At 30.5% G+C, this 19,957-nt stretch carries 20 protein-coding genes; 17 read left to right on the top strand and 3 right to left on the bottom strand.

What is annotated here, in order from left to right:
- Window positions 1–7 precede the first annotated feature (7 nt).
- The 4 genes from ACY3IT_RS06330 to holA are packed head-to-tail and all read left to right on the top strand — an operon-like array spanning window position 8 to window position 4,115.
- A complete protein-coding gene (locus ACY3IT_RS06330) occupies window positions 8–1,261 on the top strand; it encodes a S41 family peptidase (RefSeq protein WP_463082124.1) in 1,254 nt (417 codons plus the stop codon).
- Complete coding sequence (locus ACY3IT_RS06325) at window positions 1,262–1,819, top strand: helix-hairpin-helix domain-containing protein (protein WP_463082123.1); 558 nt, start codon at window positions 1,262–1,264, stop codon at window positions 1,817–1,819.
- 3 nt (window positions 1,820–1,822) lie between these two features.
- The gene (locus ACY3IT_RS06320) at window positions 1,823–3,151 is read left to right on the top strand and encodes a ComEC/Rec2 family competence protein (protein ID WP_463082122.1); all 1,329 of its coding nucleotides are present in this window, start codon (window positions 1,823–1,825) and stop codon (window positions 3,149–3,151) included.
- Complete coding sequence (gene holA, locus ACY3IT_RS06315) at window positions 3,132–4,115, top strand: DNA polymerase III subunit delta (protein ID WP_463082121.1); 984 nt, start codon at window positions 3,132–3,134, stop codon at window positions 4,113–4,115. The genes ACY3IT_RS06320 and holA overlap by 20 nt, the downstream gene beginning before the upstream one ends.
- Here the strand turns inward: holA and rpsT are convergent.
- The gene (gene rpsT / locus ACY3IT_RS06310) at window positions 4,105–4,380 is read right to left on the bottom strand and encodes a 30S ribosomal protein S20 (protein WP_463082120.1); all 276 of its coding nucleotides are present in this window, start codon (window positions 4,378–4,380) and stop codon (window positions 4,105–4,107) included. The two genes, holA and rpsT, sit on opposite strands and share 11 nt — an antisense overlap.
- A 132-nt stretch (window positions 4,381–4,512) precedes the next feature.
- On the opposite strand from rpsT, the gene lepA reads away from it, so the two are divergent.
- Genes lepA through ACY3IT_RS06275 form a run of 7 tightly spaced genes read left to right on the top strand, consistent with a single transcriptional unit; the run spans window position 4,513 to window position 12,443 of the window.
- Window positions 4,513–6,315, top strand: a complete 1,803-nt coding sequence (gene lepA, locus ACY3IT_RS06305) for a translation elongation factor 4 (protein ID WP_463082119.1) — start codon at window positions 4,513–4,515, stop codon at window positions 6,313–6,315.
- 5 nt (window positions 6,316–6,320) lie between these two features.
- Complete coding sequence (surE, locus tag ACY3IT_RS06300; RefSeq protein ID WP_463082118.1) at window positions 6,321–7,079, top strand: 5'/3'-nucleotidase SurE; 759 nt, start codon at window positions 6,321–6,323, stop codon at window positions 7,077–7,079.
- A gap of 6 nt (window positions 7,080–7,085) precedes the next feature.
- Window positions 7,086–8,210, top strand: coding sequence for a radical SAM family heme chaperone HemW (gene hemW / locus ACY3IT_RS06295; protein WP_463082117.1), 1,125 nt, complete (start codon window positions 7,086–7,088; stop codon window positions 8,208–8,210).
- A 17-nt stretch (window positions 8,211–8,227) separates the two neighbouring features.
- Window positions 8,228–8,824, top strand: a complete 597-nt coding sequence (locus ACY3IT_RS06290) for an ANTAR domain-containing response regulator (RefSeq protein ID WP_463082116.1) — start codon at window positions 8,228–8,230, stop codon at window positions 8,822–8,824.
- Window positions 8,821–9,849, top strand: a complete 1,029-nt coding sequence (locus ACY3IT_RS06285) for a glycosyltransferase family 4 protein (protein ID WP_463082115.1) — start codon at window positions 8,821–8,823, stop codon at window positions 9,847–9,849. The genes ACY3IT_RS06290 and ACY3IT_RS06285 overlap by 4 nt, the downstream gene beginning before the upstream one ends.
- The gene (gene mnmG / locus ACY3IT_RS06280; RefSeq protein ID WP_463082114.1) at window positions 9,836–11,695 is read left to right on the top strand and encodes a tRNA uridine-5-carboxymethylaminomethyl(34) synthesis enzyme MnmG; all 1,860 of its coding nucleotides are present in this window, start codon (window positions 9,836–9,838) and stop codon (window positions 11,693–11,695) included. The genes ACY3IT_RS06285 and mnmG overlap by 14 nt, the downstream gene beginning before the upstream one ends.
- The gene (locus tag ACY3IT_RS06275; protein WP_463082113.1) at window positions 11,682–12,443 is read left to right on the top strand and encodes a class I SAM-dependent methyltransferase; all 762 of its coding nucleotides are present in this window, start codon (window positions 11,682–11,684) and stop codon (window positions 12,441–12,443) included. The genes mnmG and ACY3IT_RS06275 overlap by 14 nt, the downstream gene beginning before the upstream one ends.
- A gap of 11 nt (window positions 12,444–12,454) precedes the next feature.
- Here the strand turns inward: ACY3IT_RS06275 and ACY3IT_RS06270 are convergent, their stop codons facing one another.
- Window positions 12,455–12,682 (bottom strand): FmdB family zinc ribbon protein, encoded by a 228-nt coding sequence (locus tag ACY3IT_RS06270; RefSeq protein ID WP_463082112.1) that lies wholly within the window; start codon window positions 12,680–12,682, stop codon window positions 12,455–12,457.
- Between the two features lie 163 nt (window positions 12,683–12,845).
- On the opposite strand from ACY3IT_RS06270, the gene ACY3IT_RS06265 reads away from it, so the two are divergent.
- From ACY3IT_RS06265 to ACY3IT_RS06255, 3 genes are read left to right on the top strand one after another with little or no spacing between them, the layout of a single operon-like run.
- On the top strand, window positions 12,846–13,424 hold the full coding sequence (locus tag ACY3IT_RS06265) for a hypothetical protein (protein ID WP_463082111.1): 579 nt from the start codon (window positions 12,846–12,848) through the stop codon (window positions 13,422–13,424).
- A 12-nt stretch (window positions 13,425–13,436) separates the two neighbouring features.
- Complete coding sequence (locus ACY3IT_RS06260) at window positions 13,437–14,399, top strand: ROK family protein (protein WP_463082110.1); 963 nt, start codon at window positions 13,437–13,439, stop codon at window positions 14,397–14,399.
- On the top strand, window positions 14,356–14,916 hold the full coding sequence (locus tag ACY3IT_RS06255; protein WP_463082109.1) for a CDP-alcohol phosphatidyltransferase family protein: 561 nt from the start codon (window positions 14,356–14,358) through the stop codon (window positions 14,914–14,916). The genes ACY3IT_RS06260 and ACY3IT_RS06255 overlap by 44 nt, the downstream gene beginning before the upstream one ends.
- A gap of 4 nt (window positions 14,917–14,920) precedes the next feature.
- Here the strand turns inward: ACY3IT_RS06255 and ACY3IT_RS06250 are convergent, their stop codons facing one another.
- Window positions 14,921–16,984 (bottom strand): phosphodiester glycosidase family protein, encoded by a 2,064-nt coding sequence (locus ACY3IT_RS06250; protein ID WP_463082108.1) that lies wholly within the window; start codon window positions 16,982–16,984, stop codon window positions 14,921–14,923.
- A 92-nt stretch (window positions 16,985–17,076) separates the two neighbouring features.
- Here ACY3IT_RS06250 and ACY3IT_RS06245 point away from each other — a divergent pair, with 92 nt between their 5' ends.
- Genes ACY3IT_RS06245 through hisD form a run of 3 tightly spaced genes read left to right on the top strand, consistent with a single transcriptional unit; the run spans window position 17,077 to window position 19,953 of the window.
- Entirely contained in the window at window positions 17,077–18,102 is a 1,026-nt protein-coding gene (locus ACY3IT_RS06245; RefSeq protein ID WP_463082107.1) for an ATP phosphoribosyltransferase regulatory subunit, read from the top strand.
- Entirely contained in the window at window positions 18,084–18,710 is a 627-nt protein-coding gene (gene hisG / locus ACY3IT_RS06240; protein WP_463083634.1) for an ATP phosphoribosyltransferase, read from the top strand. Before ACY3IT_RS06245 ends, hisG begins: the two co-directional genes overlap by 19 nt.
- Window positions 18,697–19,953 (top strand): histidinol dehydrogenase, encoded by a 1,257-nt coding sequence (gene hisD, locus ACY3IT_RS06235; RefSeq protein WP_463082106.1) that lies wholly within the window; start codon window positions 18,697–18,699, stop codon window positions 19,951–19,953. The genes hisG and hisD overlap by 14 nt, the downstream gene beginning before the upstream one ends.
- Window positions 19,954–19,957 lie beyond the last annotated feature (4 nt).

Here is a 19,957-nt window from a genome sequence, read left to right as displayed (position 1 = left end):
GGAAAGAATGAGATTTAAAAAGAGAATTTTAATAATTGTTTTCATTGCTTTAATAACTGTATTTTTAATCTCAAAATTAAATATAGCTAAGGATTCTATTGATGACATTATTACAAGTGTTAGGGTTTTTATTGAAACTGTTTATTATGTAAGAAATGCGTATATTGAGAAAAATTTAGACAATAAGAAATTAGAGTATGAAGCAATAAGAGGATATTTAAAGGCTTTAGACGATCCATATACCGAATTTTTTGATCCAAAAGCTTTTAGGACCTTTACAGAGGATATGCAGGGTTCTTTTGGTGGGGTTGGAATGAGGCTTGAGTCTAAGGACGGTAAAATTTTAGTTGTATCACCTATAGAAGGAACACCAGCTTTCAAGGCAGGTATAAAACCTGGGGATCAGATAGTGGAAGTGGATGGACAAAGTGTGGTTGATAAACCTTTAGATCTTGTGGTTTCTATGATTAGAGGGGAGGTAGGTAAAGAGGTAAAAATAAAAATATATAGAGAATCAGAGAAGAAATATTATGAGTTTGTTTTAAAGAGAGCGCTTATAGAAGTGCCTGTTGTGGAATATAAGGTTTTAGATAATAATATTGGTTATATAAGATTTTATGAATTTACTCAAAACTCACCTCAAAAATTATCTGATGCATTTAGAGCATTGGAGAAGAAAGTAAGCGGAGTAATATTAGATCTTAGAAATAACCCAGGGGGAGATTTAAAAGCTGCAGTTACTATAGCAAGTTTCTTTATTTCCGAAAATGATCAAGTAAAAACTATTATTAAAGATAATAATACATCTAAAACATTTGATACAAAAGGTATAATTGTTTATAGACAGGATAGGGATAAAAGATTATATGGAGAGAAAGTAGTAAAAGGAACATATAAATGGAATAAGCCTTTAATAGTTCTTGTTAATAGGTATTCTGCAAGTGCATCTGAGATTTTGTCAGGAGCTATAAATGACTATAATAAAGGTATATTAGTAGGAGAGAAAACTTTTGGTAAAGGAGTAGTTCAAACAATTTTCACTCTTTCAGATGGATCAGCTGTTAAAATAACTACAGAAAAATATTTACTTCCATCAGGTAGAGATATAAATAAAGAAGGTATAGTTCCAGAGGTATTAGTAGAGATGGCCCCAGAGAGTGTGGGTAGGGATAATGATATTCAGCTAAATAGAGCTATAGAAATATTGAAAAAGAATATCTCTCTTTTGAGGGATAAAACTAAATTATTATTAAGAAAATAGATGTTTGATAAAAAAGAAAAAATAATTATCATAATTTTTGTATGTTTAGTTATTGTTTTTACTGTATTTAACTTATTTGGAAAGGAACAAAAAATATTAGAAGAGGATGTAAATAGTTTTATAGTAGTACATGTGGCAGGAGAAGTTAAGATTCCTGGGGTGTATAAATTACGAGATGGAGCAAGGGTTATTGATGCTATAAATGTGGCAGGTGGTCCCTTACCCTCTGCTGATTTAGATAAGCTTAACCTTGCAGATTATTTGAAAGACGCATCAAAAATAAACGTTCCTTCCAAAGTCCAGTACTTAAATTCAGTCATATCTTCTAAAGAAGAATTAAGAACTTCGGTTGGTATTTCAACTAATGATAAGATTAATATAAATACTGCTTCCAAACAACAACTTGAAACTTTACCTGGAATTGGAACTACCCTTGCTCAAAGAATAATTGATTATAGAAATGAACACGGATTATTTACTTCTTATGATGATCTATTAAATGTTAAGGGAATAGGAGAAAAGAAACTTGAAAAAATAAAAGATAAAATTACTTGGTGACTTTTGGGAATACCTTATTCATTTATTTTTTTAATAAGTTATGTGGTAGGAATAATTATATCCAAATATCATTTTAGTTTTGGAGTACCCTTTTTTATTCTTGCTTCTTTCATCTTTTTAAGGAAAAGATTTTTACTTATTTTCTTATCTTTGTCTTTTTTCTTTCTTGGATCTTTGTTATATAAGGTATCATCACCTCAATATGAACTTTTTCATAAAAAATATCATGAGATTTATGCAGAGGTAAAAGATGTGAGATTTTCCCAAAAATATATACAATATGTTATAAAAGCAGATATTAGTAAGGAAGAATTTATTATGTCTGTTGGTAAAAGTGTCAGATATGAAGTGGGAGATGTACTTCTTTTAAGAGGAGTAGAATATTATCCATTAGAAAATAATAATATTTGGAGTGAAAGTATTATATATAAAATAAAGGTTAAGGAGATGCAATTAGTCGGACATAGATACCAAAATAGATTTAAGCTTTTAAGGTTAAAATTTAAAAAATATGTTGATCACATTTTGGGTTTTTATAGTGATGATAAAAAAGAATTTATCAAGGCTATTACAATTGGAGAGAAATTAGGACTAAATAAAGATATAAAAGAGATATTTTCTGAAACTGGTACTTCTCATTTGTTAGCAATTTCAGGTTTACATGTTTCTTTGTTAATAGGAATTTTTATTAACTTTTTACCTTTTAGGAAAGTATTGAGCAGAATTATTTTTCTTCCCATACTTATTTTTTATGGTTATATTATTGGAGATAATCCACCTATATGGAGAGTTATAGGGGAATATATCTTTCTACTTTTAGCTTTTCTTTTTAGACGTGAAGAAGATACTTTGAACGCAGTTTTCTGGGTTGCATTGATTAATCTTATAATATTTCCGTTAAAGCTTTTTAATTTAAGCTTTCAACTTTCTTATCTTTCCATGTTAGGTCTTCTGTATAAGCCTCAATTTCCTAAGTTTTTACCAAAATTTTTTCAGGAAATTTGGGAAAGCTCTTTTTGGTTAATGATATTTTTATCTCCTCTTTACCTTTACTATTTTAAGAAAATTTGTTTTATCTCAATTCTTTCAAATATTTTTTCAATTCCCATATTCTATATTATTTTAATTTTTAGTTTTTTATTATTTTTTATTAATATTTATCCAATTAATCATATTTTGGTAAAACTATTATCTATTTTGATTGACATTCTGCTAAATGGTTTGCAATTCATTCTTTCTCATTATAAAATTAGTCTTGTAATTTCCTTATTTCTTATCTTTTTACCAATAATTATGAGGAAAAGAGAGGATTATGAATTACTGGGAGTTTAGGCACTCATTAAAAGAAAAGAAGTTTTCTCCTGTTTACCTTTTTATAGGTGAAGAAAAATTTTTAATGGAAGAAGCTTTATTGGAACTTAAGAAAGTGAGATTTAAAGAATTTAACTATGTGGCCTTTTTTGGAGATGAAATAAATTGGAATGATCTTCTCCCATATTTAGAATCACCTCCGCTTTTAGGGAATCAATTTATTGTAGTCAGGCATGCCCAAGATCTTAAAGATCAAAATATTCCAAAAAAATTAGAGATTTTATTTAGAAGAATGACTAATACTTGTTTAGTTTTTATGGCTAATGCTGAAGAAGAAAAACCCAAAAAGATTTCTTTTTCAAAAATGATACCCCCAGAAGGAGTTGTAGAGTTTACTAAATTTAGGACTGATGCCTTGAGAAAGTGGATAAAAGAAAAATTCCAAGAGAAGGGTAAAAATATTGATGATGAAAGTATATATTTTCTATCATCTTATTATTCTGAAAATATAGGATTACTTATTCAAGAGATTGAGAAAGTGTGTATTTTTGCTATAGATAAAAAGGATATTACAATTGATGTTTTTAAGGGATTACTCTCTCCTGTGGAGATAGCCTTTTATACTTTTTTAGATGCTATTTTGAGGAGAGATTTCTATCTTGCTTTGTCTGGAATTGATACTTTATTTAATGAAGGAACATATCCTCAAGTTATATTGGAAATCCTTATTAGACAAATGAGACAACTTCTAAGAGCAAATGCGTTGTTTAAAGATGGGTATTCAAGTGAAGAGATTAGGGAAAAACTTGGTTTACATCCCTTTGTAGTAAAAAAGCTTTTAGATGCATTAACAAAATACTCTGCCGCAGAAATTTTTGAGATATATCTTCTTCTGCGGCAGACTGATTTGGAGTTTAAGACTACAGCTAAAGATCCAAGAGTACTTTTGGAAAAAGTACTGCTAAAAATCGGGGCTAAGATTTGACAGCAAGTTTTTCGTTAAGAAGCTTCATGAGTTTTGATTTCTTTCTTGCTGCAGTATTTTTATGAAGAGTTCCTTTTTGTGCTGCTTTGTCTATTGCACTTATTACTTCTGGAAGAATTTTTTTAGCTTCTTCTATTTTATTTTCTTTGAGGAGATTAAGAAACTGTTTTGTATAAAATTTAATTTTTCCAATTCTTACACGATTTCTAATTCTGTTTCTTTCACTTATCTTTATTCTTTTAATTGCAGATTTTGTATTTGCCATATTCCTTTTCCCTCTCCTTTATAAGAATTTTTGATTTAACAGTGTGAATTATACCATAAAATTAAAATAGTTCAAAAGATTTTACAAAATGTTATATAATCAAAAATATGGCAAAGATTGGGAGGAGGATTTATGCGAGATATAACTAAGATAAGAAATTTTAGCATTATTGCACATGTAGATCATGGTAAATCTACATTAGCAGACAGACTTTTAGAGTTTACAGGAGCTATTGATAAGAGAAAGATGAGAGATCAATTATTAGATACTCTAGAAATTGAGAGAGAAAGGGGAATCACGGTAAAAGCTCAAGCGGTAAGGTTTTTTTATAAGGCCAAAGATAAAGAAACCTATGAATTCAATTTAATTGACACACCTGGTCATGTGGACTTTACTTATGAAGTATCAAGGAGTTTGGCGGCTTGTGAAGGTGCAATTTTAGTTGTAGATGCCTCTCAAGGAATAGAAGCCCAAACGATAAATAATCTTCTTCTAGCCCTTGAGAATAATCTGGCCATAATTCCTGTTATAAATAAGATAGATCTTCTAAATACAGAACCTCAAAAGGTAGCTGAAGAGATCAAGGAACTTCTTGGGAGGGATTATATAGGAGAAACTTTTTTTGTAAGTGCTAAGGAAGGCTGGGGAATTGAGGAATTATTGGAGGGTATTGTTAAATATATACCACATCCAAAGGGAGATATTAATGCTCCCTTAAAAGCATTGATTTTTGATGCTAAATATGATCCATACAGAGGTGTTGTAGTCTATGTAAGAGTCTTTAGCGGAATGGTAAAGGTAGGGGATAAAATAAAATTCATGTCTAATAACGTGGAATATGAGGTGCAAGAAGTAGGAGTATTTACTCCTGATATGGTAAAGGTGGAAAGTCTTCTTTCAGGAGAAGTTGGATATATTATTGCTAATGTAAAGAATATTTCAGAGGCCAGAGTAGGAGATACAATTACAAAAACTGATAATCCAGCAAATTTACCTTTGCCTGGTTATAGAAAATTACAACCTATGGTTTTTTGTGGGGTCTATCCAATTGAGAATGAAGATTATGAGAAATTAAGGGATGCCTTACAAAAACTAAGTCTAAATGATGCTTCTTTATATTATGAACCTGAAAGTTCGCCTGCTCTTGGTTTTGGTTTTAGATGTGGTTTTTTAGGACTTTTACATTTGGAAATTATACAGGAAAGATTAGAAAGAGAGTTTGATTTAAATATAATTACTACTGTACCTTCTGTAGCTTATGAAGTAATTACGAAAAAAGGAGAGAAAAAAATTATTCAGAATCCTTTGGATTTACCTCCTCCATATGAAATCTCTGAGTTTAGAGAACCATTTGTAATAGCAAGCATTGTAACACCTAATGAATATGTTGGGTCAGTTATGGAATTGATTGATAGAAGAAGAGGAGAATTTAAGGGTATGGATTATCTTACTATTAATCGTGTGTTAATTACTGCTGAGATCCCTCTTTCTGAGATTATAACTGACTTTTTCAATATATTAAAATCTGTTACCCGTGGGTATGGATCATTAAGTTATGAGCTGATTGGATATAAAAATAGTGAGTTAGTAAAATTAGATGTATATATCAATGGGAAACCAGTAGATGCACTTTCTCTTATCGCACATAAAGGAAAGGCTTATGAAGAAGCAAGAAAATTGGCACAGAAGTTGAGAGAAGTTATACCACGTCAACTTTTTGAGGTAGTAATACAAGTGGGTATTGGGAGTAAGATTATAGCTCGTGAAGAGATAAAGCCTTTAAGAAAAAATGTTCTTCAAAAATGTTACGGTGGAGATGTAACAAGAAAAAAGAAACTTTTAGAAAAGCAAAAGGAAGGTAAAAAGAGAATGAAGAAAATAGGTCATGTAGAAATACCTCAAGAAGCTTTTTGGACTGTATTAAAGAGGGATTAGGAATTATGGAAAGCTTAAGAATACTTATAACAAATGATGATGGAATAAATTCACCTGCTTTAGAAATTATGAGCAAAAGACTAAAAGATATAGGAGAGGTTTATATTATTGTACCTGAAAGAGAGAGAAGTGGAGGAAGTCATGCTATTACTCTTCATAAGCCTTTAAGAGTTAATGAGGTAACATGGAAAATTACAAATATTAAGTGCTGGACTACTAATGGTAATCCTGCAGATTGTATTCTTTTAGGGCTTTATGCTTTACTTCCTGACTTCCCTTCCGTTGTTATATCTGGGATAAATAAGGGATATAACTTAGGAACTGATATTATTTATTCTGGTACAGTTTCTGGGGCAAGGGAAGCATCTCTTAATGGTATACCTGCTATTTCCATTTCTGTATCTCATGAAGGAGAAGAGGAAGATTATGAAAAGGCTGTAGAGTTCTTAATGAAATATATACACTTATTTTTAGGGATATTACCTAAGGATGTTTTCTTGAATATAAATGTACCACCTAAAGCTGATATTTCAAATATTTTTGTAACTTACCAGGGTAAGTTTCATTATAGGAATAGAGTAGAAAAAAGATATGACCCCAGAAATAAAGAGTATTATTGGCTTCATGGCGAAATAGAAAAGCAAGCAGAAGAAGGTTCTGATATCTGGGCAATCAATCATGGGATGATTTCTATCACTCCTCTTCACTCTAACATGACTTATTTTCCATTAATAGAAATAATTAAAAAGCTTATAACTGAATAAATATTTATGAAAACTATAGGAGTATATATTCATTATCCTTTTTGTGTGAAAAAGTGTCCTTATTGTGATTTTACCTCTTTTGTTTATTCTATTAAGGAAGAAGAAAGATATCTGGAATATATTTCTAAAGAGATACAACTTAAGGCTGAAGGAGAGATTGTAGATACGATATATTTCGGTGGTGGAACGCCATCTTTAATGTCTCTAAAGGTATTGAATTCGATTTTTGAGAGTATTAATAAAAATTATAGGATAAGAAAAGATGCAGAGATAACAATAGAAGTCAATCCTGGTACTATAGACAAGAAGAAATTAAGTTTTTGGAAGAATATAGGAATTAATAGAATAAGTATAGGAGCTCAATCATTCATAGATGAAGAATTATTCATTTTAGGAAGGATTCATACTGTTTCAGATACGTTAAAAACATTTTTTTTATTGAGAGAATATGGTTTTGATAATATAAATTTTGATCTTATTTACTCTATACCTTTTCAGAACCCTAATAACTTTTATAAGTCCTTAGATTTTACCCTTTCACTAAATCCCGAGCATATCTCTATATATAATCTTATAATAGAGGAAGGTACATTATTTTATGAAGGATATATAAAGGGGGAATTTACTTTACCTGATAATGATGAAGAAGCCAATATGTATGCGTATGCAATGAATCTATTAGAAGAAGTAGGTTTTATCCATTATGAGATCTCTAATTTTGCACGAAACATTAATCTAAAATGTAGACATAATTTGAAGTATTGGAATCAAGATGAATATCATGGATATGGTGTATCAGCTTATTCTTTTACTAATCACATAAGGTATGGAAATTACAAAAATCTTTTTGTATACTATGAGAAAATAAATAATGGTGAATTGCCGATTGAAAATATAGAAATTTTAAATGATGAAACTTATCCTAAGGATTATCTTTTTGTAAAGCTAAGGCTTATGGAAGGAATTTCTGAAAAGGAGTTTTTTGAAAAATTTGGAAAAAAAATATCAGATTATATTCCAAATCTCTCTCTTTTTTTGAAGAAAGGCCTTATAAAGAGAAAAAATGATAGAATATGTCTGACTAAAAAAGGAGTATTACTTGCAAATGAAATATTCAAAGATATACTTTGAGGAGGTTGCTGATACATATGAAAAAGCCTATAAGAGTATTAATAGCAGAAGATGAACCTATAGTTAAAATGGATATAAAAGAGATTTTAGAAGGACAGGGTTATGAAGTGGTAGGAGAAGCTTCAGACGGTCAGCTAGCTGTAGAACTTGCAAGAAAATTGAAGCCAGATGTGATAATTATGGATATTAGAATGCCTAATTTAGATGGTATTGAGGCAGCTAAGATATTAACTCAAGAGGAAATTGCTCCCATAATTTTTCTTACTGCCTATTCAGATAAAGAATTAGTAGAAAAAGCAAAAGAGGTTGGAGTTATATCTTATATTGTAAAACCTTTTAAAGAATCTGATCTTTTTCCAGCTATTGAAATAGCTATTGCAAGATTTAAAGAATTTCAACTTTTAAGAAAGGAAGTAGAAGACCTAAAAGATGCTCTTGAGACAAGAAAGCTTGTAGATAGAGCAAAAGGATTGCTTATGGATAGAGAAGGTTTAAAAGAGCATGAAGCTTTTAGATTAATTCAGAAAGCCAGTATGGACAAAAGAAAACCTATGAAAGAGATAGCTCAAGCTATTATATTAGCCTACGAATTAAAAGATAAGAAGGAAAAATGAACATATTAATATCTTTTACTTTATCTTTAATTATTTCTTTAATAGTTACACCTTGGATAAGAAGGAAAGCCTTTATAATAGGTGGAATAGATATTCCTACAGATAGAAAAGTTCATAATAAACCTATTCCAAGAATTGGTGGTGTTTCATTTTTCTTAGGAGTTTTAATAGTAAACATTCTTTTTAATAGGTCTCTTATTGTAGAGAGGATATTAATGGGGGGAACATTAGTATTTTTAGTAGGATTATTAGATGATTTTGTGGAATTAAAACCAGCCCCCAAATTTTCTCTTACATTTATAGCTATACTTATGGCAGTTATATTGGGAGTTAGAGTAGATTTGTGGAGGATTCCTTATACAGGAATAATAATAAAGGGTTTTTGGGCTCATTTAATATCATTTATATGGCTTTTAGGTATTGCAAATGCCATGAATTTTATAGATGGTCTTGATGGTCTTGCTGGAGGAGTATCAGCAATATCTTCTTTCTCTTTACTCATTATTTCTTTACTTTTGGGAAGATTGGAGATGGCATTTTTATTGGCAAGTATTTTGGGAGGTGTATTAGGATTCTTATTTTTCAATTTTCCACCTGCTTCTATTATTATGGGAGATTCAGGGGCAATGTTTTTAGGTTTTATATTAGGAGCCATATCTATAGTGGGAGTCTTAAAAATAAGTACAATTATTAATTTGTTTATTCCAATTCTTGTTATGGGATTTCCAGTTCTTGACACAGCTTTTTCTATTGTGAGAAGACTAATTGAAGGTAGGGCACCTTGGAAGTTTGATAAGGATCATATACATCATAGGTTTTTGAAGATTGGTATGACAACAGAGCAAAGTATTGCTTTTATTTATTTATTTACCATTTGTATGTCTTTAGTGGCGATACTAATTTCTTTAATCCAGGATCCTTATATATCAGCTCTTCTTGTGTTTGGAACTTTATTTTTAATATTATTTATACTGAAAAAGTTAGGAGTTTTAGAGATAAGGAGAAATGGCGATGGAAAAGTATGATGTCATTGTAGTAGGTGGTGGTCATGCAGGATGTGAGGCTGCCTATGCAGCCTCTCGTCTTGGTGTTAAAACTCTTTTGATTACTATGAATTATGATACCTTGGGATGGCTTCCTTGCAATCCAGCTATGGGGGGTCCTGGGAAGGGTCACCTAATATTGGAAATAGATGCTTTGGGTGGTGCCATAGGAAGAATAACAAATAGAAGTATGATTCAAGTAAAATGGCTAAATACTTCTAAGGGTCCAGCAGTAAGGGCTCTTAGGGCACAGGTAGATAAATGGCTTTATCCTATAAAGATGAGAGAATTTCTTGAAAAGCAGAAAAATTTAGATGTCTATCAAGGAGAAGTTATAGATCTAATTGTAGAAAATGATGAAGTAAAAGGTGTAGTTTTATCAACTAAAAAAGAGTTTTATGCTGAAAGAGTTGTTATTACCCCTGGTACTTTTATGAATGGTGTTATCCATATAAGTACCTGGTCTAAGCCAGCAGGAAGAATGGGAGAATTTCCCTCTATAGGTCTTTCTGATGCTCTTAGGAGATTAGGCTTAGAAGTAGGAAGATTTAATACAGGCACTACTCCTCGAGTAGATAAAAGAACTATTGATTTTAGTAAGACCATACCTCAACCAGGAGATGAAGAACTTCATTCTTTTTCTTTCTGGGAAGAGCCAGAACCAAGAGAGCAAGTTTTATCATATTTAACTAGAACCACCCAAAAGACGAAAGAAATAGTACTTAATAATATTCATCTAACAGCCTCTCGAATTGGGGGGATGGTAAAAAAAGGACCGAGATACTGTCCATCTATAGAGGAAAAATATGTGTGGTTTCCTCATCATGAAACTCACCAAGTTTTTCTTGAGCCAGAAGGAAAAAACTCGGTAGAGATTTATGTACAAGGAATATATACAAGTTTGCCAGAGGAAATTCAAATCCAAATTTTAAGAAGTATTCCAGGCTTAGAGGAGGTTGAACTTATAAGGCCTGGATATGCTATAGCTTATGATTTTGTATATCCTCAACAGTTAAAGATTACTCTTGAAACAAAGAAAATAAAAGGTTTATATTTGGCGGGTCAAATAAATGGTACTACTGGCTATGAAGAAGCTGCCGCACAAGGATTAATTGCAGGAGCTAATGCTGCGTTAAGTCTATTAGGAAGAGAACCACTTATTGTAAGAAGAGACGAAGGATATATAGGGGTACTTATAGATGATCTTGTAATAAAGGGTGTGGATGAGCCATATAGAATTTTAACATCAAGAGCAGAATATAGATTACTCTTAAGATCTGATAATGCAGATCAAAGACTTACTCCCAAGGCTTACAAGTTAGGTCTAATAGATGAAGATATGTGGAAAATGTTTCAAGAAAAAATGGAAAAATTAAGGCTTGAAAGGAAGAGACTTGAAAAAACATCGGTAGATCCTAATGAAATTAATGACTTATTAATAGAAAAGGGTACTAATCCTATAGAACAGTCGATTCCTCTTATCCAGATATTGAAAAGACCTGAAATAACCTATGATGATTTGGAAAAAATAGGTCTTTCTGGAGATTTACCAAAAAAGTGGAGAAGCATAATAGAAATAGATATTAAATATGAAGGATACATACAAAAAGAACTCCAAAAGATTAGAGAATTTCAGGAATATGAAGATTTAGTGATTCCTCCTGATATAAATTATGACGAAATACCGCATCTTTCTCGAGAAGGAAAAGAAAAGCTTGAAAAAGTAAGACCAACTACTTTTGGACAAGCTCAGAGAATTACAGGAGTAAACGCTGGTGATCTTACTATACTTTTGTATTATTTAAGGCAGAAATATGCAAGAAGGTAAAGATTGGAGAGATCAATATTTTGGTAGAGATTATTATCAATATCTTGCTAAACATCTAACTCCAGAGCGTACAAAAAGGGAAGTGGATTTTTTAGAATCTGTACTAAGCTTAAAAAGGGGATCTTTAATATTAGATCTTGGTTGCGGATTTGGAAGACATACTTTAGAACTTGGCAAAAGAGGATACAGAACAATTGGAATAGATCGTTCATCTGAACTTATTGAGATAGCAAAAGAAAATGCTAAAAAAGAAAAAGTTTTTAATGTGGAATTTTATGTGATGGAATACAAAGATATTGATAAGCTTGACTATAAATTTGACATCGTATTTTCTCTTTATACCAGTTTTGGACTCTCCACATATGAGGAAGATAAAGAGACTCTTAATAAGGTATATCAAGTGTTAAAAAGGGATGGTAGATTTCTTATAGATATTGAAAATAGAGATGCCCTTCTTAAATATTTTATTCCATACTCTTGGGATCTTTTTGGGGAGGATTATGTTTTACTTACAGAACATTTTTTTGAGCCGGATACGGGATTTTATATATCAAACAGAATAGTTATTGATTTGAAAAACAATATTAGAAAGGAATTTGTAAGAAGAATATATCTTTATTCTCCTTCAGAGATTATACATCTTTTTAAAGAGAGCGGATTTCATGTAGATAGGCTTATGGGAGATTATGAAGGTCGTAAATTTCATATTGGATCAAGAAGATTAATAATATTGGCAATTAAAAAATAAAGGGGGAGAAATTATTCTTCCCCCTTACTATCACTAGATTTTTCGCTAGAATTAGAAGATTTTTTCTTATAATCTGTAGTATAAAATCCTGATCCTTTAAAGACAATTCCTACAGGTGAAAAGATTTTTCTTAAGTTGCCACCACATTTTATACAAGTTTTTGGGGGTTCTTCTCCAAGGTTTGTCATAATCTCGTATCTTTCATGACATCTTTCGCATTCATATTCATAGATAGGCATTACTTTCACCTCCTTAGTATAATTATTAAACTTTCTTTTTAAGGTTCACCATTTCATATTTTTAAATCTTAAGATATTTATTGTCAAGAAGTCTTATTTTAATGTAAAATGTATTAGTGTGAAACTTTTTAATTTAGTTTAAATTTAAAGGAGTGGCTTAATTATGAAAAAGGTTATTTTTTGTTTTTTAATATTTACTATATTAATAATTAGCGGTTGTATAAAACCCGTAAATATATCCCCTCAAATTACATCCAAAGGGGGAGTAGAAGCACGCGTTGATATTATTAGGGATTCAAGATGGTATAATCTTTCAGAGGATATTTTGGTTATAAACCTGGAAATAGTGAATAACTCTTCAGAAAATATTTGGGTTTATCCACTAGGAAAATCTGTGATTATAGATCAAACCGGAAAACAATTTTCACCAATAAGAGAGATATATTATCAACCCTCCACAACCCCAAAAGTATCTTTTGAAGTTTCATTTGGGACAAACCAACCTCCGACTTTTTCTTTCAGTATAAGTTCTTCTAATAAAGAAAAATCTTTGGAAGAAATTATAAAAAGTTATGAACTTTTAAAGTTTAAGGATGGGAGAATTTTTGCAGGTGCAAGAGTAAGTGGTTTGATAGCTTTTCATTTACCTTATTGTAAATTCCCCGCAAGATTTATCATTCCTGATGTTCTTTTTGAAACAACAATGAGGAAAATAAATTTTGAATTTATATTAGTAAGATAAAGGAGGTTGAAGATGCGAAAAGCTATAGGTGTTGATTTAGGTGGTACTAAAATAGATGTACTTCTGGTTAATGAAAAGGGTAAGATAATCTCAAGAGATAAACAACCCACTGAGTCTGAAAAAGGAAGAGACTATGTAATTCGAAAGATTAAAAACATGATAAATAAAGTACTTGTTGAAGCAAATATTAAAATTAGTGATATGGAGGGTATAGGTGTAGGGTTTCCAGGTATTATGGATAGAGAAAAGAAAACAACCTTATATGCTCCTAATTTAGGTGAAGAATGGAAAAGGGAAGTACCTCTAGGAGAAGAGCTGGAGAATTATTTTAAGGTGCCTGTATTTTTGGAAAATGATGTAAATTTAGTGGCTTGGGCAGAATGGCTTGTGGGGGCAGGAAGAGGGACTAAAACAATGATATCTATCGCGATTGGAACAGGGATTGGTTCTGGTATAGTGTTAAATGGTAAATTATGGATTGGAGCACATGGAATGGCTGGTGAATTTGGGCATACTACGGTAATTCCCGATGGGCCTATTTGTGGTTGTGGAAATAAAGGGTGTATTGAAGCAATTGCCTCGGGAAGTGGTATAGAAAGATATGCAAAATCTATTATTCCAAATAATAAGGATAGTCTTATATGGAATTTAGTAAATGGAGATGTAGATAAAGTAACTGTAAGGGTAATATACCAAGCTGCAGAAAAAGGAGATAAGTTAGCTATAGACATTTTCAATAGAGCAGGATATTATCTTGGTATAGCCTTGGCGAATTATGTTCACGTAATTGATCCTGAGAAAATAGTTGTAGGCGGTGGTGTTGCTAATGTAAGAGATTATATTGGAAAGCCTATGAGAGATGAGTTTTATAAAAGAGTTTTACCAAGCTTAAGGGATAAGATATCCTTTGCATGGGCAGAGTTAGGTGAAGATGCAGGAGGCATTGGAGCAGCTTTATTTGTGTTATATAGGTGAGATTAACATGTTTACTATTCCTAATTTATTGACCTTTATAAGATTTATTATTGTACCTTTTTATTTTTATTTTTTAGTTTCTAATCGTTACATGACAGCAGCAGTTCTTTATGGACTTGCTGCTGTCAGTGATATATTGGATGGATATTTGGCAAGAAGATTGAATCAAGGTTCTGAGTTAGGGAAAATAATAGATCCAATAGCTGATAAGTTAATTGTAGGAGTAACTCTTATATTTTTTTCATTCAAAAGAATTTTTCCGCCAGTTCTGGTTATCATATTTGTATTAAAAGAGTTATTGATGCTTTTGGTGGGTTTGTGGTTTTTATTAAAAGGGATAAAGATAATATCTTCAAGAATGTATGGAAAGATTGCAATGGTGTTAACGTCTATATCTATATTAATGGCATTACTTCAAATACCCTTATCTGTATCGGTTTTTGCTATTGGACTTTTCTTTTCCATATTTGCAGGCTTAGATTATTTAAACTATTACTTAAAGGTTTTGAGAAAATAATTTTTTATTTAAAATTTAAGCTATCAATGAGAAGGTTTCCAGAGATTTTATTGTTTAATCCAACTAAATAGATGCTAGCTAATCTAATAGGAATTTTGGGAGTATTTTTATTTATAGATATTAAAGGTCTTATTTCTGTGAGATCTTTATTAATAGTTGTCCATTTATTAAAGTTATATTGTAGTGTTGTTGTTAGATCCATTACCCATGGGGTTCCATCGTCATCATAAAATAATAACCTAATCCAGCCATTTCCTTGCCCTTTTAGTGCAATAGAGAGGGAAATTTTATCAGGAGGAATTGATATATTTAAATCAACATAGATAAAAGAATTTTCTTCTTTTGAATCATAAACTAACATAAAAGAACTTTTTCCTGTGTATGCATCTGATGTAAGTTTGTAAAATGTACTATCAGGATTATAATTTTTTCCCCTTATATTCCATTTCTTGTCTTCTTCAAAATCTTCTATTGTATTTGGCACAATTTCTATTGTATAAGTCGCAGAAAGATTATTGAATGTATACGTTATGGTTGTAATTCCTGGGTTAATAGCAGTTAATCCCTTTCCATTTCTCCTGAAATAATTAGGGTCAAATTTTAATCCGTCTAATGAAAGAATCTTTTCCCTTTGAAGATTATCTATAGCATATATTTTAGGGAGAATACTATCCCCCAAGTATACTTTATCCTCATCAATCTCTATTTTTAATGCTACATAGTCCCATACATATATTTTTTTAGAAGCCTCCAAATTGGATAAATAAATTGTTAGACTTGATTCTCCTAATTCCCTTCCTTCTACCTCTAATATTGAGGGATTAAAGTTTATATTATCATTGGCTATGGTCCATGTTAACATTGTATATGTAATAGAATAGGGATGATAATTTTCATCTTGAAGTAATAGCTCCAATTTTAATTTTTCTCCTTTTCTTATATAGATATCGTCCTTTTCTTTAAAGCTTAGATATGTAGGATTTTTGTAAGGATAGTTATTTTTAACTCCTATTCCTACTGGAACACTTCTTTCTGATACTTGGTTGATTAAATTTCCCCAAATTATTTTTTGACTTGATCCTCCCCCATCAAGATTAATAGCATCTCTAATACCCATATTTTTTACAAGTTCACATGTTTCTGGAATAGAAAGACCTGAGGAATTATTATTTCTCCCTTCTATCACTATAAAGAAAATTTTATCATCTGTAATTCCTACAACAGTACGAGGATGTCTTGAGTTGATGATATTTGAGTTGAAAGGAATTTCTCCTGTTTTATCTAATACGATTTCACCATTTTTTATAAGAATAGGTCCTCCACATACTGCTTCTTTTAACCTTATAGGAGGATTACTTTCAACTATTATTTCTATTTTTTTATTTAAACTAAAGAAAGGAAGATATTTTAAGGCAGTACCTCCTAAAGATATAATACAAGAATTATCTTTAATAATAGATTTTTTTACCCCATAATATATATTAGAAATTTTGCCTGAGGTTGTACCTAAGGATGGAATTTTATCATCTAAACTTACTTCTATATCAACTCCGGCTACTGCATTATCTAATATTTTGGTCTCTTTTCCAAAGAATTTAGTGAAAATTGTGATTTGGTCTGCCCCACGAGGAGAGTTTAAGTTATTAATTGGTATTATTGTATTGTCAATTTTTAATTTTATGTTGATATTAAAAATATCTATAATAGCTTTATTGTCTGAGGTTATTCCAAAGACCCCCCTTTTTATAGGTAAATGTAACAGTTCATAATTCTTAACTACAAGTCCAACAGGCTCTTTACTATTAGGATCAAAGAAGTTTGCGTTAATAATAATATCGTAGTTCTTTTCTTTTAATACATCTGAAAGTTTTGTGTTTGTTACCACTGTTTCTATGTCTAATAAAGAATCGAATTGATTTATTGAAGTAATGTGATATACTAAACCATCTGATGTAACCTTTTTATACTCTATAGAAGGAGCTATATAAAAGCTTTCTGCTCCTAATATATAGGATACTAAAAGTAGGATAAAAATTAGGGGTTGTATAAATTTAATTGCCTTACTCATATTTAATATTATATCTTATGAGCTTTCTCTTGACAAAAAATATATTTTTAAATATAATCTTTATTGCTTTAATAATTTAAAGTGATAAATAAATGAAGAGTATAAACATAGAAAATATAATTAGAAAAGAGTTAGAACTTTGGGGGTATACAGAGATTAGAATCCCTATAGTTTCAGAAAATTTATGGGGAAATGAAAACCTATTATTTTTTGAAAAAAATGGTAAATTGTTATCTCTTCGTCCAGAAATGACCTCTGAAATATTAAGAAATATAAAAAGGGAAAACTTCCCTATTAGACTTTTTTATATGGGACCTGTCTTTAGCCTTAACGGATATAGTATAGAAGAAAAATTTCAAATCGGTTGGGAACTTATATATTCACCTTCTCTTTGGAGAGATTTAGAGATATTATTAACCATTAAAAATATATTTAAAAAAATAGGCATAGAAAATTATATTATTGAAATAAGTAACACAAACATTTGGAATTTTTTAAGAAAATATATTAAAGAAGAGGAGATTAAGAGTTTAAAAAATCTTTTACTAATAAAAGATTATGTATCTCTAATGGAATATTTAGAGAAACTTTCTTTATCAACAAATGTTTTAAATGATATTAAAAAACTCCTATTTTTTGAAGATAGTTATTCCTTTTATGATAAAGATTTAAATGATGAACTTAAGTCATTAAACTCTTTTAAAAGAGAGTTGATAAACTTAGGATATTCATCGGAATCTATATTAATAAATCCAGCTTTTATTAGACCTTTTGAATACTATAACGGACTAATATTTGAGGTTTATTTGGAGGATATGAAGCAAGCCTTAGGAGGGGGAGGAAGTTATGTGGCCACGAATAAAAATGGGGAAAAAATTTTTGGTACAGGTTTTGCTTTTGTAGAAGAAGATTTGTTAAAAAATATAAATGATCATAACCAGAAAATTAATAAAAAATATTATGTTTGTTCTGAAAAGGATTTTCATAAAATTCAGAAATTGATTGAGGAAGAAAGAAGGAAGGGTAATATTGCTGTTTTTGTACCTAAGGAATTAGAAGGTTTAAATATAAAAGAATTAGAAAAGGATGGTGAGATCATATTAATAGAGAACCTTTAATAAGAATAGCTCTTCCTACGGGGAGAATGTTAGAACAAGCATTAAATTTCTTAAAGATTTTAGATCCATCATTAGAGGATGATGTTTCAAACAGGAAATTGAAGTTCAAAGGAGAAAGGTTTGAAATCTTTTTGGCTAAACCATGGGATCTCCCATTATATGTGGAGGAGAGAGTTGCTGATTTGGGAATTATAGGTAGGGACATAATAATAGAACAAGAAAGGAAAGTGGTCTCATTGATTAAACTTCCTTTTGGATATTGTAAAATGGTACTTGCAGGCTTTCCTGAAGATAAGAATTTGGAAGAAGTGAAAATTGCGTCTAAGTATGTAAATATTACAAGGAGATATCTCAATAATCGTTGGAATAGAATAAAAATAATAAAACTTAACGGATCTGTTGAATTGGGTCCTATTTTAAATATATCAGATTATATTGTGGATTTAGTAGAAACAGGTCGAACATTAAAAGAAAATGGGCTTGTTGTTAAAGAAATTCTTTTTGAATCTTCTGCATGTTTAATAGCTAATATATCCAGTTATGTATGGAAAAGAAAGGAGATATCAGATATTCTGAAAGAGGTGGAGAACATTTATGAAAATAATTAAAGGTTATGAATTTAATCCTTTTCTTTTAGCAGAAGATAAGGAAAAAGAGATCGATAAAATTGAAAAAGATGTGGAAGAAATAATAAGATTAGTTAAAGAAAAGGGGGATGAAGCTTTATATGAGTTTTCATTAAGATTTGATAATTTTGATATAAAGAAAAATGGATTAAAAATCTCTGTACCTGATAAGGTTGAGGTTTCATCAGATTTTGCAGAAGCTATAGATATAATGATAAAAAGGGTTCAGAATTTTTATAGCCATGAATATAAAAATTCTTGGTTTTATACTGAAAATGGAAGCTTATTAGGGCAACTATTAGTACCAATGGAGAAGGTTTTATTATATGTTCCAGGAGGTAGAGCATCCTATCCGTCTACTGTTGTTATGGGTACTATCCCTGCTAAAATAGCTGGAGTAAAAGATATTTATATAACTACTCCTCCAAGCAAAAAAGATGATAAAAATCTTCTTTATACTCTTAATAAACTTGGTATAAAGGAGTTGTATCTATTAGGTGGAGCTCATGCCATAGCTGCTTTTTCTTATGGTACTTACTCTGTTCCTAAAGTAGATATGATTATTGGACCTGGAAATTTATATGTGGCTATTGCTAAAAAGAAGGTTTTTGGAGATGTGGGAATAGATGGTATATTTGGTCCCAGTGAGGTTTGTGTATGGTTGAAATCAGAAGATATAGATATAAATATAGTGGTGTGTGATTTTTTAGCCCAGTTAGAACATTCACCTTTTGATCGTGGCTGGTTAATATTAGACGAAAAAAGACTTAATCTTGTAGTTGAGAAAATAGAAGAAGAAATAAATAAGTCATCAAGAAGAGATATCTTAGAAAAATCCATTAAAAATGCTTATATTATAGTGGAAGAAAGGGAAGAAAAAGCCATAGAGATTATAAATACTATAGCTCCAGAACATTTAGAGGTTGTGGATCCTAATGGAGAAAGATTTTTACCTTACATAAAGAATGCAGGGGTTATTTTTATAAATCAGTCTTCTATTTTTGGGGATTTTATTGCAGGGCCAAATCATATTCTTCCTACTGGTGGTTCTGCAAGATTTTCTTCAGGTTTAAATGTTAATATGTTTTTAAAAAGAATAAGTTTTGTAAAATTAACTGATGAAGATAAAGAAAGATTATCATATTTTGGAAGTATAATGGCAAGAGAAGAGGGTTTTGATATGCATGAAAAGAGTCTAAAAAACTACTTTAAGAAAGGAGATTAGGTAA

The sequence above is a fragment of the Dictyoglomus sp. GBS genome (genome assembly GCF_055179815.1).
The sequence above is the reverse complement of the archived record's forward strand: the minus strand, read 5'-3'. Positions and strand labels throughout refer to the sequence as shown.

What these genes read in the sequence shown, in the direction of transcription:
- ACY3IT_RS06285 (WP_463082115.1), top strand. Translation starts at nt 8,821, where the DNA reads ATGAACATATTAATATCTTTTACTTTATCTTTAATTATTTCTTTAATA.
- hisD (WP_463082106.1), top strand. Translation starts at nt 18,697, where the DNA reads ATGAAAATAATTAAAGGTTATGAATTTAATCCTTTTCTTTTAGCAGAA.
- ACY3IT_RS06260 (WP_463082110.1), top strand. Translation starts at nt 13,437, where the DNA reads ATGCGAAAAGCTATAGGTGTTGATTTAGGTGGTACTAAAATAGATGTA.
- ACY3IT_RS06250 (WP_463082108.1), bottom strand. Translation starts at nt 16,984, where the DNA reads ATGAGTAAGGCAATTAAATTTATACAACCCCTAATTTTTATCCTACTT.
- holA (WP_463082121.1), top strand. Translation starts at nt 3,132, where the DNA reads ATGAATTACTGGGAGTTTAGGCACTCATTAAAAGAAAAGAAGTTTTCT.
- mnmG (WP_463082114.1), top strand. Translation starts at nt 9,836, where the DNA reads ATGGAAAAGTATGATGTCATTGTAGTAGGTGGTGGTCATGCAGGATGT.
- surE (WP_463082118.1), top strand. Translation starts at nt 6,321, where the DNA reads ATGGAAAGCTTAAGAATACTTATAACAAATGATGATGGAATAAATTCA.
- hemW (WP_463082117.1), top strand. Translation starts at nt 7,086, where the DNA reads ATGAAAACTATAGGAGTATATATTCATTATCCTTTTTGTGTGAAAAAG.
- ACY3IT_RS06270 (WP_463082112.1), bottom strand. Translation starts at nt 12,682, where the DNA reads ATGCCTATCTATGAATATGAATGCGAAAGATGTCATGAAAGATACGAG.
- ACY3IT_RS06290 (WP_463082116.1), top strand. Translation starts at nt 8,228, where the DNA reads ATGAAAAAGCCTATAAGAGTATTAATAGCAGAAGATGAACCTATAGTT.
- ACY3IT_RS06275 (WP_463082113.1), top strand. Translation starts at nt 11,682, where the DNA reads ATGCAAGAAGGTAAAGATTGGAGAGATCAATATTTTGGTAGAGATTAT.
- ACY3IT_RS06330 (WP_463082124.1), top strand. Translation starts at nt 8, where the DNA reads ATGAGATTTAAAAAGAGAATTTTAATAATTGTTTTCATTGCTTTAATA.
- rpsT (WP_463082120.1), bottom strand. Translation starts at nt 4,380, where the DNA reads ATGGCAAATACAAAATCTGCAATTAAAAGAATAAAGATAAGTGAAAGA.
- ACY3IT_RS06245 (WP_463082107.1), top strand. Translation starts at nt 17,077, where the DNA reads ATGAAGAGTATAAACATAGAAAATATAATTAGAAAAGAGTTAGAACTT.
- lepA (WP_463082119.1), top strand. Translation starts at nt 4,513, where the DNA reads ATGCGAGATATAACTAAGATAAGAAATTTTAGCATTATTGCACATGTA.
- ACY3IT_RS06255 (WP_463082109.1), top strand. Translation starts at nt 14,356, where the DNA reads ATGCAGGAGGCATTGGAGCAGCTTTATTTGTGTTATATAGGTGAGATT.
- ACY3IT_RS06325 (WP_463082123.1), top strand. Translation starts at nt 1,262, where the DNA reads ATGTTTGATAAAAAAGAAAAAATAATTATCATAATTTTTGTATGTTTA.
- ACY3IT_RS06265 (WP_463082111.1), top strand. Translation starts at nt 12,846, where the DNA reads ATGAAAAAGGTTATTTTTTGTTTTTTAATATTTACTATATTAATAATT.